This window comes from Streptococcus bovimastitidis (assembly GCF_001885095.1).
GTDB lineage: Bacteria > Bacillota > Bacilli > Lactobacillales > Streptococcaceae > Streptococcus > Streptococcus bovimastitidis.
In genome coordinates, this window is sequence record NZ_LZDD01000001.1 from 853,806 (window position 1) to 871,675 (window position 17,870).

At 35.3% G+C, this 17,870-nt stretch carries 14 protein-coding genes, 1 pseudogene and 1 riboswitch; of the genes and pseudogenes, 7 read left to right on the forward strand and 8 right to left on the reverse strand.

Annotated features, from left to right (window positions below):
• Positions 1 to 222: 222 nt before the first annotated feature.
• Together A9Q68_RS04110 and A9Q68_RS04115 are read right to left on the reverse strand one after the other, a co-directional pair.
• Positions 223 to 1,160, reverse strand: a pseudogene (locus tag A9Q68_RS04110) (cation diffusion facilitator family transporter).
• Between the two features lies 1 nt (position 1,161).
• On the reverse strand, positions 1,162 to 1,548 hold the full coding sequence (locus A9Q68_RS04115; protein ID WP_071793414.1) for a YwiB family protein: 387 nt from the start codon (positions 1,546 to 1,548) through the stop codon (positions 1,162 to 1,164).
• Positions 1,549 to 1,627: 79 nt separating this feature from the next.
• Between A9Q68_RS04115 and A9Q68_RS04120 the strand changes: the two genes are divergently transcribed.
• From A9Q68_RS04120 to A9Q68_RS04135, 4 genes are all read left to right on the forward strand, one after another.
• Positions 1,628 to 2,929: an HD domain-containing protein gene (locus tag A9Q68_RS04120; RefSeq protein WP_071793415.1), complete on the forward strand. Its 1,302-nt coding sequence runs from the start codon at positions 1,628 to 1,630 to the stop codon at positions 2,927 to 2,929.
• Positions 2,930 to 3,100: 171 nt separating this feature from the next.
• Positions 3,101 to 3,910: a sugar-phosphatase gene (yidA, locus tag A9Q68_RS04125; protein ID WP_071793416.1), complete on the forward strand. Its 810-nt coding sequence runs from the start codon at positions 3,101 to 3,103 to the stop codon at positions 3,908 to 3,910.
• Positions 3,910 to 5,136 carry an aminoacyltransferase gene (locus A9Q68_RS04130; protein ID WP_071793417.1) on the forward strand — a complete coding sequence of 409 codons (1,227 nt, stop codon included), beginning with the start codon at positions 3,910 to 3,912 and terminating at the stop codon, positions 5,134 to 5,136. The genes yidA and A9Q68_RS04130 overlap by 1 nt, the downstream gene beginning before the upstream one ends.
• The gene (locus tag A9Q68_RS04135; RefSeq protein ID WP_071793418.1) at positions 5,136 to 6,368 is read left to right on the forward strand and encodes an aminoacyltransferase; all 1,233 of its coding nucleotides are present in this window, start codon (positions 5,136 to 5,138) and stop codon (positions 6,366 to 6,368) included. Before A9Q68_RS04130 ends, A9Q68_RS04135 begins: the two co-directional genes overlap by 1 nt.
• 77 nt (positions 6,369 to 6,445) lie before the next feature.
• Here A9Q68_RS04135 and tpiA read toward each other — a convergent pair whose 3' ends face one another.
• The 4 genes from tpiA to ppc form a co-directional block, all read right to left on the reverse strand.
• Positions 6,446 to 7,204: a triose-phosphate isomerase gene (gene tpiA, locus A9Q68_RS04140; RefSeq protein WP_071793419.1), complete on the reverse strand. Its 759-nt coding sequence runs from the start codon at positions 7,202 to 7,204 to the stop codon at positions 6,446 to 6,448.
• 219 nt (positions 7,205 to 7,423) lie between these two features.
• On the reverse strand, positions 7,424 to 8,620 hold the full coding sequence (gene tuf, locus A9Q68_RS04145) for an elongation factor Tu (RefSeq protein WP_071793420.1): 1,197 nt from the start codon (positions 8,618 to 8,620) through the stop codon (positions 7,424 to 7,426).
• A 246-nt stretch (positions 8,621 to 8,866) separates the two neighbouring features.
• Positions 8,867 to 10,141: a cell division peptidoglycan polymerase FtsW gene (gene ftsW, locus A9Q68_RS04150; RefSeq protein ID WP_071793421.1), complete on the reverse strand. Its 1,275-nt coding sequence runs from the start codon at positions 10,139 to 10,141 to the stop codon at positions 8,867 to 8,869.
• 159 nt (positions 10,142 to 10,300) lie between these two features.
• Complete coding sequence (gene ppc, locus A9Q68_RS04155) at positions 10,301 to 13,006, reverse strand: phosphoenolpyruvate carboxylase (protein WP_071793422.1); 2,706 nt, start codon at positions 13,004 to 13,006, stop codon at positions 10,301 to 10,303.
• Positions 13,007 to 13,202: 196 nt separating this feature from the next.
• On the opposite strand from ppc, the gene pepF reads away from it, so the two are divergent.
• Positions 13,203 to 14,999, forward strand: coding sequence for an oligoendopeptidase F (gene pepF, locus A9Q68_RS04160; protein ID WP_071793423.1), 1,797 nt, complete (start codon positions 13,203 to 13,205; stop codon positions 14,997 to 14,999).
• Positions 15,000 to 15,036: 37 nt separating this feature from the next.
• Here pepF and A9Q68_RS04165 read toward each other — a convergent pair whose 3' ends face one another.
• Both A9Q68_RS04165 and A9Q68_RS04170 read right to left on the reverse strand, forming a co-directional pair.
• Positions 15,037 to 15,411, reverse strand: a complete 375-nt coding sequence (locus A9Q68_RS04165; protein ID WP_071793424.1) for a DUF4430 domain-containing protein — start codon at positions 15,409 to 15,411, stop codon at positions 15,037 to 15,039.
• A complete protein-coding gene (locus tag A9Q68_RS04170; RefSeq protein ID WP_071793425.1) occupies positions 15,395 to 15,898 on the reverse strand; it encodes an ECF transporter S component in 504 nt (167 codons plus the stop codon). Before A9Q68_RS04170 ends, A9Q68_RS04165 begins: the two co-directional genes overlap by 17 nt.
• 327 nt (positions 15,899 to 16,225) lie before the next feature.
• Between A9Q68_RS04170 and A9Q68_RS04175 the strand changes: the two genes are divergently transcribed.
• Complete coding sequence (locus A9Q68_RS04175; RefSeq protein ID WP_071793426.1) at positions 16,226 to 17,071, forward strand: glycoside hydrolase family 25 protein; 846 nt, start codon at positions 16,226 to 16,228, stop codon at positions 17,069 to 17,071.
• Positions 17,072 to 17,142: 71 nt separating this feature from the next.
• A riboswitch (TPP riboswitch) is annotated at positions 17,143 to 17,239 on the forward strand.
• A gap of 47 nt (positions 17,240 to 17,286) precedes the next feature.
• Entirely contained in the window at positions 17,287 to 17,850 is a 564-nt protein-coding gene (gene thiT / locus A9Q68_RS04180) for an energy-coupled thiamine transporter ThiT (protein ID WP_071793427.1), read from the forward strand.
• Positions 17,851 to 17,870: the final 20 nt, after the last annotated feature.

The window sequence follows — 17,870 nt, forward strand, 5'->3', positions numbered from 1 at the left end:
TCCTCCCTGGCCTTTTAAAGTATATAAAAAGACCTGTTTAATATAGTTAAACAAGTCTCGCTGTTTCAGATTGCACCGGAAATCGAAATTCCGTAGTGACGATACAATCACGGGTAAACCCGTCTGCTACTCCCTTGATATAGGTACCATTATATAAAAAAAACACTTAAAAAACAAGAAATAAATATAAAAAATCAGCCAAGAATAGGCTGATTAAATTACTTAATGATTAATTTTGTAATTATCTTGGTAGGTGTCTGTTTCAATATAGATGTAAAGTTTGTAGTCAGGTAGTGACTGACGGATATCTTTTTCTATCTGGTTAATCAGTTTTGAGGCATCATTAATAAAGAGTGAATCAATTTCAATTTTCGCTGTTACAAGGATATCTGTGTCACTCAAATGAATCGTTTTAATATCTATTAGACGTAAAACTTCTTCTTTCTCAAAAGCACCATGTATCGTTACTAAATCTTCTTCTGTAACACTTTCCCCGACTAAAAGACCATAAAATTCTCTTGCCAAAAAGATTGCTGCAAGACAAAGCATTATTCCAATAAATAAGCCTGATAAAGCGTCAAAAACAGGATTCTTTGTCAGGTAAGCCAAAATAGTTCCTAGCAATGCAATAAGGAGACCGATTACTGCACAGCTATCTTCAGCAAAAATAATTAAGATTTCACTATGGCGACTTTCTTTTAGAAAACGAAAAAGAGGAAGTTTATTTTTATTTAGTTCCTTAATTTCTTTAAATGCTACTCTTAAGCTAAAGCTTTCAACCACCAATCCAAAAACCAAGACAGCAATTAAAAGCCAAAAGTGACTGATTTCATGTTCCGGCTCAGCAATTTTTTTAGAGCTTCCATAATACCCAAAGCACCACCGCCAAAAAAGAGCATCATGGCCACAATGGTAGAGAAAAAATATTTGGCTCTAGCTTCGCCAAAAGGATGGCGAGTACTTTCAAGTGCTTTAGCTTTTTTATCACCAACTAAAAGTAAAATTTGATTGCCACAGTCAACCAAGCTATGGATCGACTCATTCATCATTGCCACTGATCCAGAAAAAAGAAAAGCAACAAATTTTGAAAGTGCAACTAAGATATTAGCAATAAGGGCAGCTATAACACTTCCCATTCCCTGATGTTTCTCATTTTCCATTTTAATACCATTTCATTTCTAGTCGATATGTCGCAAATTGGGCGAAGCTTTCTGGCTGAAGTAAATCATAAGATAAGTTTAATACTTTATTTTCTTCATCAAACTGATAACTATGGGTCGAGGTCACTAACTGCTGAATCCCCATGGGTGTAGGGATATCAAAGATATGATTAACTCCTTTTTCAAAAGTCATCAAAGTGTGCGGATTTGAAAAGCGATTAATACTTACGCTATTTAACTGACATTTGATGATAACTTTTTCATCCATTTCATTTTGATAAATGAAATAAATGGCATTCCCTTTTTCCATCACTTGACAATCATGAATCTCTTTAATTTTTTCAATTTGATCATCTATTTTAATGGTGTTTTTTATTTCTAATTTCATACCTTATCCAATCTCTTTTTTTACCGTGTCTATTCTATCAATTTCTTCTTAATTTAGCAATTTTTGGTATAATAAAGTTATGAATGAAAAAGTATTCCGGGACCCTGTCCACAACTATATCCACATTAATAAAAAAGTAATCTATGACTTAATTAATGCTAAAGAATTCCAACGATTAAGACGGATTAAGCAAGTACCAACGACTGCATTTACCTTTCACGGGGCAGAACACAGTCGTTTTTCGCATTGCCTTGGTGTCTATGAGATTGCTAGACGCGTCACTGAAATCTTTGAAGAGCGCTACCCGGATGAGTGGAACAAAGAAGAATCTCTTTTAACTATGACAGCCGGACTTTTACATGATATTGGTCATGGCGCATACTCTCATACTTTTGAAAAACTTTTTGAAACAGATCACGAAGCCATCACACAGGAAATTATTACAAACCCAGAAACTGAGATAAATGCAATTCTTAGACAGGTCTCTATAGATTTCCCTGATCAAGTAGCTAGTGTCATCAATCATACTTATCCTAATAAACAAGTCGTTCAACTCATTTCTAGCCAAATTGATTGCGACCGGATGGATTATCTCTTGCGTGATTCTTATTTTTCAGCGGCTAATTATGGCCAATTTGATCTTATGAGAATACTCCGTGTTATTCGACCAGTTGAAAACGGCATTGTTTTTGAAAAGAATGGTATGCATGCTGTGGAAGATTACATCGTCAGTCGATTCCAAATGTATATGCAAGTTTATTTCCATCCAGCAAGTCGTGGTGTTGAGCTAACGCTACAAAATCTACTTAAAAGGGCTAAACGGATTTATCAAAAAGATCCAGATTACATCTGCCGCACCGCACCAGGCTTAATCCCCTTTCTAAAGAATCAATTTACCTTGAGCGACTACCTAAGATTAGATGATGGTGTCTTAAATACATATTTCCAAGTATGGATGACTAGTGAAGACCAGATATTAGCCGATTTAGCAAGTCGCTTTATCAACCGCAAAATTCTTAAATCAGTAACCTTTGACCAAGCAAATGAAGGTAAATTAGAACATCTAAGACAATTAGTTGAAGCTGTTGGTTTCAATCCAGAATATTATACCGGAGTACACGTCAATTTTGACCTACCATATGATATCTACCGACCAGAGAATAAAAATCCAAGAACTCAAATTGAAATGCTTCACAAAGATGGTCGGCGATCTGAACTATCCCATTTATCACCTATCGTAAAAACTTTAACCGGGACAACTTACGGTGACAGACGATTCTATTTCCCTAAAGAAATGTTAGATGCAAGTGATCTCTTTGCAAAAGATAAAGAAGAATTTATTTCTTACATTGAAGATGAACATTTTGAATTTCCAAACTAAGAGCTTTTGAGCTCTTTTTTATTTTTAGTAATTTTAACAAATAAAACGTTTTCTTTATTAAATCAAGGTTTCAAGATGTTCGATTCCATGACAAAAGCTTGCTTTTTTAGTATGATAGAAGGTAGATATTTTTTGAATAAATGATAAATGATAACAAACAAGGAGATTTCCATGTCTATCAAATTAGTTGCTGTAGATATTGACGGCACTCTTATAACAGATGATCGTAAAGTGACAAGCCAAGTTTTTGAAGCTGTTCAGGAAGCTAAAGCAAATGATGTTCAAGTAGTGATTGCAACTGGTCGACCAATTGCCGGCGTAACTGGTCTCTTAGAAGAACTCAATCTAAACCATAATGGTTCTTATGTTATTACTTTTAATGGTGGATTAGTCCAAGATGCCGAAACAGGTGAAGAGATTGTTAAGGAAACCATGTCTTACGAAGATTACTTGGACATTGAATTCCTCAGTCGTAAAATTGGTCTCCACATGCATGCTATCACTAAAGAGGGAATCTACACCGCAAACAGGAATATCGGTAAATATACAGTACATGAATCAACCTTGGTTAATATGCCTATATTCTACAGAACGCCTGAAGAAATGGCTTCAAAAGAAATCGTCAAAATGATGATGATTGATGAGCCAGATGTTTTAGACGCTGCCATCAAAAAAATTCCACAAGAATTTTACGACAAATACAACATTGTCAAATCAACACCCTTCTACTTAGAATTCATGCTGAAATCAGTGTCAAAGGGTAATGCAATTATTCATTTAGCTGAAAAATTAGGATTAGACATGGACCAAACAATGGCTATTGGTGACGCCGAAAACGATCGAGCAATGCTTGAGGTTGTTGGCAATCCAGTCGTTATGGAAAATGGAAGTCCGGAATTGAAGAATATTGCTAAATACATCACTAAATCTAATAACGAAAGCGGCGTAGCTTATGCTATACGCGAGTGGGTTTTACATTAATGTTTACATACAAAGTTGGCATCCCAAAAGAAGAACATGATGCCTTTGTTCTCGGACATCCTAATTGTAACTTATTACAAAGTGCTAATTGGGCAAGTGTCAAAGAAGAGTGGAAGCAAGAAATCATTGGCTTTTATGAAAATGAAGAATTGGTCGCTTCCGCTGCCCTTCTCATTCGTCCATTACCTCTAAATTTTAGCCTAATCTATATCCCCCGTGGACCAATTATGGATTATACTAATTTCGAATTAGTCGATTTTGTCATCAATTCTTTAAAAAAATTCGGAAAAAGTAAAAAGGCTCTCTTTGTTAAATTTGATCCAAGTCTTTTTCTAAAACAATTTCCTGTTGATAAGGAAATCACAGATATCGAAGAAAATGACTTAACCTTATCTGCCATTTCCTTTATGAAAAGTCACGGCATTGAATGGACTGGAAGGACAGAAGATATTGGACAAAATATCCAACCCCGCCTTCAAGCCAATCTCTATGCTAAAGACTTTGACCTTGTAAACCTCCCTAAGAAAACACGACAAGCAATCCGTACAGCTCAAAACAAGGGAGTCACCATTACTATTGGTGGTCAAGAACTCTTGGAAGATTTTGCTGAATTGATGAAGAAAACAGAATTCCGTAAAGGTATTAATCTTCGTGGTATCGACTATTATAGAATTTTAATGGAGACCTATCCAGGTGAGCAATCTTATATCACCATGGCAAAAGTTAATATGGTCGAAAGAAAAGCACTACTTGAAACTCAACTAGTGAAAGCTCAATCAGAAAAAGAAAAATTTACTGAAAAAACAAGAGAATCAAAAGTCAAAGAAAATTTAAACACTATTACTAGATTAACTTCTGAACTAGAATTAATCCAAAATGATTTAGATTTTGGAAAAGAAATCGTCCCACTAGCAGCGACCTTATCCCTTAACTTTGGACAAACATCAGAGAATCTTTATGCTGGAATGGATGATAGCTATAAACTCTATCAAGCTCCACTATTAACTTGGTACGAAACTGCTGCTGAAGCTTTTCGTAGAGGGTGTCAATGGCAAAACATGGGTGGGATTGAGAATCAATTAGATGGCGGTCTCTATAGTTTTAAAGCTAAACTAAATCCACAAATAGAAGAATTTGCTGGTGAATTTAATATTCCCGTCAGCCTCCTTTACCACCCAGCCATGTTAGCCTATAAAATTCGAAAAAAATTAAGGAGTAAACATTAATGCCTTTAGTAACTTTAACCAAAGAAGCATTTGAAGCCTTTGCTTCTCAAGTAGAATTCCGTTATTTTGAGCAATCTGCCAATATGAGTGCATTACTTGAAAATAGAGGCTATGAGACCGAAATGAAAGGATTTGAAGATAATGATGGTCAGTTACAGATAGCTACTCTCCTTTTCACTACCCCAATCGCTGGTGGATTACACATGGAAATTCATTATGGCCCCCTCTGGAAGGATGAAAGTTATTTATCCGATTTTCTTAAGGATTTAAAATCATATGCTAAATCCAAAAAAGTAATGGAATTAGTCATCAAACCATATGGTCACTATCGAATGTTTGATGATCATGGTAACCCATTAACTGAATTAGATCAAAACTATATTGATTTATATCAAAACTTAGGTTTTATCCATGAACAACCTCAAATTGGCTATGATAAGCACGATTGGCATTATATCAAGGATTTGACTGAAATGACAGAGAAAAATCTTCTAAAGTCGTTTAGTAAAAAAGGGAAACCCTTAGTCAAAAAAGCAAAAACTTTTGGAATTCAAATCAAAAAATTAAAAAAAGACGAACTTATTCAATTTAAAGAAGTTACCTCTTCTACTTCTGAGCGTCGCAATTATGATGATAAACCTATCGAATACTATGAATACTTTTACGATGCTTTTAATGAAAAGGCCGAGTTTCTAGTTGCAACACTCAATTTCAAAGACTATCTAACAAATTTGCAAAAAGATCAAGCAAAATTGGCAGAAAAAGTACAAAAACTAGAAGCCGATTTAGAAGTAAATCCTAATTCCGAAAAGAAACGTAATCAACATAAAGAATTCTCTAGTCAACATCAAACTTTTGATGTTCGTATAGCTGAAGCTAATGAATTTATTCAAAAATATGGTGATCAGGATGTTATCCTTGCTGGGTCTTTATTTGTATTTATGGAGCAAGAAGCAACTTATTTCTTTAGTGGTTCCTATTCAGAATTTAATAAATTCTATGCACCTGCAATCCTACAAGAATATGTAATGCTTGAAGCAATTCAGCGTGGTATTAAACGTTATAATTTATTAGGAATCTCTGGTTATTTTGATGGATCTGATGGTGTTTTAGGATTCAAACAGAATTTTAATGGTCATATTGAACAAACAATAGGCACATTTTACTTTTATCCAAATCCACTCAAACAAAAGGTCATCAAAGGAATAAAGAAAATCTTAAGAAGATATTAAAATGACAGTTATTACTGTCATTTTTTTATATGAAAAAAGCTATTGTTCTAACATGAACAATAGCCTGTGAAAGAAATTTATTTAACGAAATCTAATAATGCTAAGAAGCTAGCCGCATCAAGAGAGGCTCCACCAACTAAAGCACCATCAACGTCTGGACATTCCATATATGAAGCAACGTTTTCAGGTTTTACTGAACCACCATATTGAACACGTACTTTATCAGCTACAGCTTGACCAAAATCAGCTGCTACAACATCACGTACCGCTTTACACATTTTTTGTGCATCTTCTTGAGTCGCAGATTTACCAGTACCGATTGCCCAAATTGGTTCATAAGCAATCACTAATGAAGAAACTTGTTCTTCAGTTAAACCAGCCAATGCAGCAGAAACTTGAGCCCCTACGAAGTCTACTGCTTTACCAGCTTCATAAGTTGCAAGAGTTTCACCACAACAGATAATTGGTGTTAAACCATTAGCAAAAATTGCTTTTGCTTTTTTGTTAATATCTTCATCAGTTTCATGGAAGTATTCACGACGTTCAGAATGGCCAATAACAACATAGTCAGTACCCATTTCAGCTAATACTTTAGGGCTGTTTTCACCTGTGAAAGCACCTGAATTTTCAAAATAGGCATTTTGAGCTGCTACTTTTAATTCTGATCCTTTAGCTGCTTCAAGAACAGTATAAAGATCGAGAGCTGGAGCTGCAATCCCTGCTTCAACAAATTCTGATGAAGTTAATTTAGAAGCTACTTCTTCGATAAATGCTTTAGCTTCCTCAGGATTTTTGTTCATTTTCCAGTTTCCGGCAATAAATGGTTTACGTGACATTTCACATACCTCTTCTTTTTTTATTTACACTACTATTTTATCATAATTTTGGACCTAATAAAAGAATATGACTGCATTTTAAGATTTTTTTCACAAAGAATTACCTGTTTTCTGAAAATATTTTCTGAAAACATATCAGGATATAAAAAAGACCCCAAACGGGGTCCTTACAATCTGAGTTGTCTGACTCTAATTGTTATTCTGGGAACTTAATTAAAATTAAGCTTCGATTTCTGAAACGATACCTGAACCAACAGTACGTCCACCTTCACGAATTGAGAAAGTAGTACCTTGTTCTACGGCGATTGGGTGGATCAATTCAACATTGATAGTCACGTTATCACCAGGCATAACCATTTCTGTACCAGCTGGAAGTTCGATTGAACCAGTTACGTCAGTTGTACGGAAGTAGAATTGTGGGCGGTAGTTGTTGAAGAATGGAGTATGACGTCCACCTTCTTCTTTAGAAAGGATGTATACTTCACCTTTAAATTTAGTGTGTGGGTTGATTGAACCTGGTTTAGCAATAACTTGTCCACGTTCGATTTCGTCACGCTGAACACCACGAAGAAGGATACCTACGTTGTCTCCTGCAAGACCTTCGTCAAGTTGTTTACGGAACATTTCAACACCAGTAACAACAGCTTTTTTAATATCTTCTTTGATACCAACGATTTCGATTTCGTCGTTGACACGAACAGTACCACGGTCGATACGTCCTGAAGCTACAGTACCACGTCCAGTGATTGAGAATACATCTTCGACTGGAAGAAGTAATGGTTTGTCAGTATCACGTTCTGGTTCTGGAATATATTCATCAACAGTTTTCATCAATTCCATGATGATATCTTCGTGAGCTGTATCACCTTCAAGAGCTTTAAGAGCTGAACCTTGGATAACTGGAAGGTCATCACCTGGGAAATCGTATTCTGAAAGAAGGTCACGAATTTCCATTTCAACTAATTCAAGCAATTCTTCATCATCAACAAGGTCAACTTTGTTCATGAAGACGATAAGGTGTTTAACACCAACCTGACGTGAAAGAAGGATGTGCTCACGTGTTTGTGGCATTGGTCCATCAGTAGATGCAACAACAAGGATAGCTCCGTCCATTTGGGCAGCACCAGTGATCATGTTTTTAACATAGTCCGCGTGTCCTGGGGCATCGATGTGGGCATAGTGACGTGATTCAGTTTCATACTCAACGTGTGCAGTGTTGATTGTGATTCCGCGTTCGCGCTCTTCTGGAGCAGCATCGATAGAAGCATAATCTTTAGGTTGGTTAACTGAGCTTGGTAAGCGACGTGCAAGAACAGTTGTAATTGCAGCTGTTAATGTAGTTTTACCATGGTCAACGTGTCCGATTGTACCAATGTTAACGTGGGGTTTACTACGATCGTATTTTTCTTTTGCCATTTTGGGAAAAGCCTCCAATAAAATATATTTTATAGATAGACGGTAGGCAATACAGTCTAACTTTACCTTACTATTGTAGCAAATTATTAAGAAAAAGCAAGTGTTTTATATTGATTGGCAATTCTTTCTTATATCAAAAATCAATTCATGACACTAGGTATTCTTATATCACTACTTCAACTATCATTTTCCTTTTCGAAGGAAAAAAATAGACCTACTTGAAGTAGGTCTATTCTGCTTGATAACTTATTTAAAACGACTGATATTGACAATCTTACCATTTTCATCACGCATAGTTTTGCGATAAGATAATTCAGCTTCTTTTAAAATATCTTCTTTCTTCTCGTTTGCATCTATATTGAGTACAAAACCAATGGCTACCGATAAAACTAGTAAGCTATTTCCACCTTGAGATAGGAAGGGGAACGTTACACCAGTTGAAGGTATAATACCTGATATGCCTCCAATATTGACGAATACTTGCATTAATATCATACCACCGACGCCTAATGCAACCATGGCATTAAATGGTTTTTTAGCTTTAATACCAACATTCATAATACGGAGAATTAAAAAGAAGACGAGAGCCAAAATCAATCCTGCTCCAATTAGACCAAGTTCTTCAATAACGATCGAAAAGACGAAGTCTGTTTGGGCTTCAGGTAGGTAGCCCCTTTTTTCAATCGAGTTACCTAAACCGACACCAAACCAACCACCATTACTCATGGCATAATAAGAATGAGCTAACTGGTGTCCCGAATCAGTTAAATCTTTAAATGGATTAAAGTAAGCACTAAAACGTTTTGCAACATAGCCAAAAATGGGTACCTTGGCAACACGTTCAACACCAATAACTTTAATTGAGCCTAGAAAGATAGTAGATAGAACCGTAATTAAAGATAATATTCCGGAGAACCAGCGATAGCCGATTCCACTAATGGTAATCATTAAAATTGCTGTTAGAACAATAATGGCCGCATTACCTAAATCGGGTTGTGCAGCAACTAACAAGATAAGAAATAGTGAATAGACACGCCAGTCTTTTAAATCACTACTCTGTCTTGGCCACCATCTTCTCTTTGTCAAAGCTTGATAATCATATAAAGCAATTTCTTCTTGTTTACGGGCAAAAGTATGTGCCAGATACCAGACCATAATAATTTTCAGATATTCTGCTGGTTGAAAACTTAGTGGTCCTAAAACAATCCAACCATGAGCTCCATTAACTTCTTGAGTAAAAAAACGGGCAATCAAGAGCAAGGCTGCTTCAAATAACATGACCATTACTAATAATCCATGGTTATTTAAAAAATTTAGTTTTAATTTATAAATAAAAGAAATGGCAGTTAAACTAATCAACCAAAAAATCCCTTGACTTAAAACTGACTTAAAAGGGTTTGCATTCAATTGGATCAAGGTTGCACTAGTCGTAGAATAGACCATAATAAGGCCGATAATCGAAAGGATTAGATAAGGCAAAAGTATCGAATAATTTAAGAGATGCCTTTTATCAATTTTCATAATTTCCCCTGTTTTTCTGATAATCTTTAAGCATTATATCATCTTTCTAGAGCAAAAAAAAGGGAAAAGACAGACAAATGCCTGTCTTTACTCTTCTATTAAAATATCGTCCTATTTCAAAAATAGTGTTACTATAATAAGCTTCTACCTGAGTCTCTCTTAGCCAGAGTTACGAAGACCGGTCGCAATACCATTAATAGTAATATGGATTAATTTTTCATAATCTTCATCCAGTTGGTGATGACGTAAGCGTTTAATAAGTTCAATTTGAATATAATTTAGAACATTGAAATAAGGAAGTCGATAATCCAAACTTTGTTTCAATGATTGGTTATCCTCTAATAACTCATCATGTTGCTCAATGGACAAAATCATATTTTTAGTTAATTGCCATTCATCTAAAATGGTATGGAAAATATCTCTTACTTCTTCTTTTTCAGCCAACTGAGCGTATTGGAAAGCGATGTTCATATTTGATTTCGAAAGCACCATGTCAACATTTGACAGTAAAGAATGGAAGAAAGGCCATTTTTCATACATATGTTGCAACTTAGCTAAATTGCCTTCTTCTTGATCAATATATTGTTTAAATGCAGAACCGACACCATACCACCCTGGGAACATGATGCGGTTTTGAGACCAAGAGAACACCCATGGGATAGCACGTAAACCAGAAATTTCAGTAATGGTTTTACGAGCAGCTGGTCTAGAACCAATATTTAAACTTGAAACTTCTTTAATAGGACTCGCCTCAAAGAAGTAATCATAGAAATGAGGATTACCGAAAACTAAATCACGGTATACTTTATTACTAAAGTCCACAATGCCTTCCATAACTTCTCTAAAACCATCAATTTCGTCCGGGTTAGTAAGCATTCTTGTAACCATCCGATTGACAGAAGCCGAAATCAACATTTCTAAATTATAGTAGGCGACATCTTTGTTACCATATTTATTCTCAATGATTTCACCTTGCTCAGTTAAACGAATACGATCTTTAATTGAACCGAATGGTTGAGATGTAATAGCATCATAAGAGGGTCCACCACCACGACCAACAGTACCACCACGACCATGGAAGAAAGTAATCTTGATACCATTTTTTTGTCCGATTTCAGTCAAGTCATTTTGAGCTTTATAAAGGGTCCAACCAGAAGATAAATAACCACCATCCTTATTACTGTCAGAATAACCTAACATAATTTCTTGATAGTTACCTTTGGAAGCAATCCAATTCTTAACCATTGGATAGGCTAGGTAGTCGGTCATAATATGATTTGAGTTGTCCAAATCTTCGATAGTTTCAAATAACGGAACAATCTGAACACGTGCACTATCCTTATCCACCAAGCCAACTTCTTTAAGCATGATTGCTAATTCAAACATATCTGACACACTCTCAGTATGAGAAATGATGTGTTGTTTGATAACCTCTTCGCCAAGTTTATCCTTCAAGCGACGGGCAGCTTTGTAGATAGCAAGTTCTTTCTCTAAGAGTTCTGATTTCTCAACATTTGTCGAAGAAAGGGTTCTTGGATCCTCAGATAATTGTTTGTAGAGAAGACGACATTTTTCAGACTCAGAAAGGGATGAATAGTCTTCTTCAATATTTGCTGCTTTCAGCAATTCAGCCACACATGCTTCTTGAACACTGGAATCTTGCCGCATATCAATACTTGCCAAGAAGAAACCAAAGATATCAACAGCTTGAATTAGTTCCGTCAAATCACCAGTAATCAGAGAACGGTCTCCGTTTTCAACTAAAGAATTTTTAATTTTCAAAAGATCTTTTTTAAACTCTTCGGGATTTTCATAGGCTGGAACCAGGGATTTTTTGAAGCGACTTTTCGTAAGACTTGAGTGCGTTTCTTGTAAACGTGCCTTAATATAATGAAAAGCTTTACGATAAGGCTCATTTTCACGGTAAATCGATTTATCACTAGATAAATCCGCTAACTCTTGAACATCCTCACTTGTTTTTACTAATGTCGATGACATAGAGAACGTCCGATAAAGAACTGATAACTTATCAAGGTAATAATTTAAAATCACTTCACTTTGAAGAGTAGCCGACTGTTTTAAGGTATCTGCTGTGACAAAAGGATTCCCATCACGGTCACCACCAATCCACATCCCCATGGTAATTGGTTTTGGATTCTCTAAAACTAAGCCTTTTTCTTTAGCTAAATCTTTATATTGTCTAGTTAATTTTGTAATGGCTGGAATCAAAGAATTGTCATAATATTGCATGACATTAGTGATTTCATTTTTAACTTTTAATTTTTTTTCACGAATGATGTCGGTTTGCATAATAATTTCAATGTAGCGACGTAATTCTTCCAACCATTTCTTTTGGTTAACGACACCATTTTTGACATCACGGTATTTCCGCAGCAAATCATGAATGTGATTTGTTAATTCTAAGACAGTTTTTCGTTGCACTTGCGTAGGATGAGCCGTCAAAACTGGTACAACGTTTACCTTTTCCAGAATATCTTGCGCATTATCTTTAGAAGCGACTTCATTAATTGTGTTTGCTAATTTTCCTAAGTAGTCAACATTGGTATTATTTTGATAATTAATTTCATATGCCAAATCAACATCTTCAGAAATATTAATTAGTAAGGGCAAAATTGAAAAATAACGAGAGATGATAACCATTTCGTCATTGGATAATTCTCTTATAGTATTCTCCAGTAAAACAGCATCTTTCCCTTGTGATAATTCCAAAATTCTTTCAATTTTAGCATATACTTGGTCTCCGGCCATAGACCTTGTAATATCTTCGAGTAGATCTTGTAAAATAGCTACTTCTTCAGTAATCATTTTATGATGGTTACTACTCTCTAATTTTTTTACAGTCAAATCAATCACTCCTTTTCTCATTGCTTAAGTCAATGATACCACTTTTTCAAGTAAATGTAAGTTCTTTTTCATATAATGTTTGCTTTTTACAAAAACTTTACCGAAAATTTATACAAATGTTTGCTTTTACTTATTTTTCTATTCTCTTAACCGCTTTTTTGTTATACTGAAACTATTAGAACAAAAGGAGATAAGCATGGAACTCAAAAAACGCTCTACATTTCCCGAAAATGAATTATGGGATTTAACAGCTCTTTACAAGGATCGACAAGATTTCCTTCTAGCCATCGAGAAAGCTTTGGATGATGTTCAAACATTCAAGAAAAACTATGAAGGGCACTTAAACACCAAAGAAGACTTTGAACAAGCCCTATATGAAATTGAACATATCTACATTCAAATCAGTCATATTGAAACTTATGCTTTTATGCCACAAACAACTGATTTTTCTAATGAAGAATTCGCTGAAATCGCGCAAGCTGGTGATGATTTTGTTACAAAGGCTTCTGTTGCTCTGAGCTTTTTTGATTCTAGCCTAGCTCAAGCTGATTCTGCTATCCTCGATGCATTAGAAGAGGTCGAATACTTTAGATCTACAATCCGTCAAGCTAAATTGCGAAAGCAACACCTACTGGCCCCAGAAGTTGAACAAGCAATGACCAACCTTCGCGAAGTTATGAATGCACCTTATGATATTTACACTAAAATGCGTGCTGGTGACTTCGAAATGGAGCCTTTTGAAGTTGAGGGCAAAAGCTATCCCAATAGTTTTGTTTCTTATGAGAATTTCTATCAAAACCACGAAGACCAAGCTATTCGCGAAAAATCTTTCCGCTCATTCTCTGCTGGGCTTCGCAAGCATCAAAATGCTGCTGCCGCTGCCTATTTAGCAAAAGTCAAATCTGAAAAATTAATGGCCGACATGCGAGGATATGATTCTGTTTTCGACTATCTTCTTGCAGAACAAGAAGTCGATCGTGCCATGTTTGATCGTCAAATCGACTTGATTATGACCGAGTTTGGTCCAGTGGCTCAAAAATACCTTAAACACGTCGCCCAAGTAAATGGCCTGGAAAAAATGACCTTTGCTGACTGGAAGTTGGATATTGATAACGACTTAAATCCACAAGTGAGTATCAACGATGCCTATGATTTTGTCATGAAATCCATCCAACCACTTGGTCAAGAATACTGCCAAGAAATCGCCCGTTATCAAACAGAACGTTGGGTTGATTTTGCTGCCAATGAAAATAAAGATTCTGGTGGCTACGCTGCCGATCCATATAAAGTGCATCCTTATATCCTCATGTCTTGGACAGGTCGCATGTCAGATGTCTATACCTTGATTCATGAAATTGGGCATTCAGGACAGTTTATCTTCTCAGATAATAATCAATCCTACTTCAACACTCACATGTCAACCTATTATGTTGAAGCACCTTCTACTTTCAACGAATTACTTCTTTCCGATTACTTGGAAAATCAATTTGAAGACGCCCGTCAAAAACGCTTTGCCCTAGCTCATCGCTTAACAGATACCTACTTCCACAATTTCATTACCCATTTATTAGAAGCCGCTTTCCAGCGAAAAGTATACCAGTTAATTGAAAATGGTGGAACATTTGGCGCGGAAAAATTAAACGAGTTTATGAAGGCTGTGCTAACAGAATTCTGGGGGGATGCTATTGAAATTGATGATGATGCAGCCCTTACCTGGATGCGTCAAGCTCACTATTACATGGGCTTATATAGTTATACTTATTCTGCAGGGCTCGTTATCTCAACAGCTGGCTATTTAAACCTAAAAAACAATCCAAATGGCGCACAAGAATGGCTTGAATTCTTGAAATCCGGTGGAAGCAAAACACCACTTGAAACAGCCCTTTTAATCAATGCCGATATTTCAACTGACAAGCCACTCCGTGATACCATTCAGTTCTTAAACCAAACCGTTGATCAAATTATCGACTACAGCAATCACATTGAAAAATAGAATCAAAGAACCAAGGACACTGTCCCTGGTTCTATTTTTATTTGATTTTTTCCATATAGAAATAAATCTTATCACCCTTTTTGACTTTTAAAGCATTGGCAGCTTTCGTGGCTATTTTCCCATTTACCTTATAAAACCAATAAGTCTTTTCTTTTGGTTTTTGAGCATAACCATCAATAGCTATAATAAAACCATCTTTTTCCTTGACCTTGTAATTAGCTTTAAGGACATCCATTACCGTATCCCCTTTTTTGAAGCTAACCTTCTCATCGATTTTATTTGTATCCTCTTTAACAATTAATCGCACAACTTTTTCTTCTTTAGTTGAGACTTTGTCAGAATTTTTTTCACTACAAGCCGATAAAGACACTAAACTAACGAAAATTAAAAACCATTTAAAATACTTTGTCATTAAAAACCCTCCGAAAAATTGTTAATAAGATTGGATAAAAGAGAAAGGTTGAAATTGCGTGTAAACCATTAAAGACAGTACCTGCTAAAAGATAAGACCACCAAGGCATACTATATAGATAAGCAAAACAAGAATCAATGATCAAACCATAAAAGAATGCTAAAATAGCTGCAAAAAGTGACTGCATGACAATTTCTGGACCTTTAATTTTCTTTGTCAAAGGATAAAGTAAAAAACGCCAAATTGTCATAATCATAATAAATGCTGTTATTTGCCAGAAAACCCAAGGACCAAATCCTAATAGAAAAGAACTTAGTAAAATAGAGATAATCATGGCTAAAATAGCTTCATAATAACCCATCATTAAAGTTGTTAGTAAAAAAAGAGCTGAAATGGGTTGAATATTTGGCAAATGCGAAAACGTCATTCTGAGGACAAAAGCCAAAGCTGCTAAAATGGCAATTCGAGCCATTTGTTTTGAAGTCATATGCGAACCTTTCAGTGTTTTTTACTATTATGACAGAAAGACAGAAAAAATGCTAGATAAGGAAAGGATAAAAAACTGTTAATTAAAACTAAGATAAGAAAATTATCATTATTTTCTTATTTTAAATACGGTTAGAGGTAATTCAGCTATTAATAAAAAGAAACAATTTTTCTATATCACTTATCACAAAAAATTGAGTAAAGGTATAAGGACACTCCTAAGGAATTTTTCAGACATTTTCCCAATTTTAGCTTAAATTGTAAGATAATATAAGAATATAGTTAGGAAGTTTTGATTTTTTAAAGCAATTAAGGTACAATATCAATAATGAGAAGAAGAATAAAACCGATAGTTGTGCTGGTTTTTTTTCTCTTATTTGCACTTTTATTAGTGATTGGCAAAACACATACAGACCAATTAAAGGAAACTGAGCTAAAACTCGCAAAATCAAATGTTCCAATCATTTCTAGCAAAGAAGAAACAAAAACATCAAGCACTACAGACACCGAAGAATTTATCATAAATCCAATCGTCGATGTCTCAGGTTGGCAATTACCAAGAGATATTGATTATGATACCTTATCAAAAAACATTTCGGGCGCCATCGTCCGAGTATTTGGAGGGTCTCAAATCACTTCCAAAAATAATGCTGCCTACACAACTGGAATTGATAAATCATTCAAGACCCACATTAAAGAATTTCAGAAGCGTAAAATACCTGTTGCTGTTTATAGCTACGCCTTAGGCTCAAGTACTAAAGAAATGCGTGCCGAAGCAAGAGCCTTTTACAAAAATGCTTCTCCTTACAACCCAACCTATTATTGGATTGATGTCGAAGAAGCAACCATGAAAGATATGAATAAAGGAGTAACAGCCTTTCGAGAGGAATTGGAACGATTAGGAGCTGAGAATATCGGACTTTATATTGGAACCTATTTTATGGCAGAACAAAATATTTCAACTAAAGGATTCGATGCTGTTTGGATTCCAACTTATGGAAGCGACTCTGGATATTATGAAGCTGCTCCTGATACAAAATTAGACTATGATTTACATCAATATACTTCTCAAGGCTATCTACCTGGCTTTGATAAACCACTTGATTTAAACCAAATAGCTGTTAATAAAGATACAAAAAAGACCTATGAGAAACTTTTTGGAAAACAAAAATGACCTCAAGGTCTTTTTAAAATCATCTCCTTGACAGTTTATTAGAAAAAATATTATAATTAGAAAAAATAATATATGTCACAAAGGAGTGCTTTAGCTGAGATCGCATTTGCGAAATCCTGACAACCTGATCTTGTTAGTACAAGCGTAGGGATTGTGAACTTGAACTCAATCAAAATGAATTCAGGCTCTTTTTGTGAAGAAAAAGGAGTTTTTTTATGTCTCAAAATAAACAGATTAAGTATTTAGTCGAAGCCGCAATTTTCGCTGCTCTAGCTATGGTACTATCATTCATTCCTGATTTTGCCTCATGGTTTACCCCATCATTTGGCGCAATTCCACTTGTTTTATTTAGTCTTCGTCGTGGTCTAAAATATGGACTTCTTGCTGGACTCATTTGGGGACTTCTTCATTTCGTACTTGGTAAAGTATACTATCTCAGCATGTCTCAAGTCTTAATCGAATACATTATTGCTTTTATTGCTATGGGCTTAGCTGGATTGTTTTCTGTTCAAGTTAAAGATGCCATTGAACAAAATAATTCTAAAAAGGCCATCAGCTTTGCTTTACTAGGTGCAATCTTCGCCGTAACTGTTCGTTACATCTTCCACTTCATAGCTGGCGTTATTTTCTGGGCTTCTTATGCTCCTAAAGGAATGTCAGCCGTTTGGTATTCATTTACCGTAAACGGAACAGCCGGATTACTAACCTTAATTTTCGTAGTTATCGCAATCTTTATTTTAATGCAAACTCAAAAACAATTTTTCGCACCTAAAGATTAAACTAATCAAGCTCTTAACCC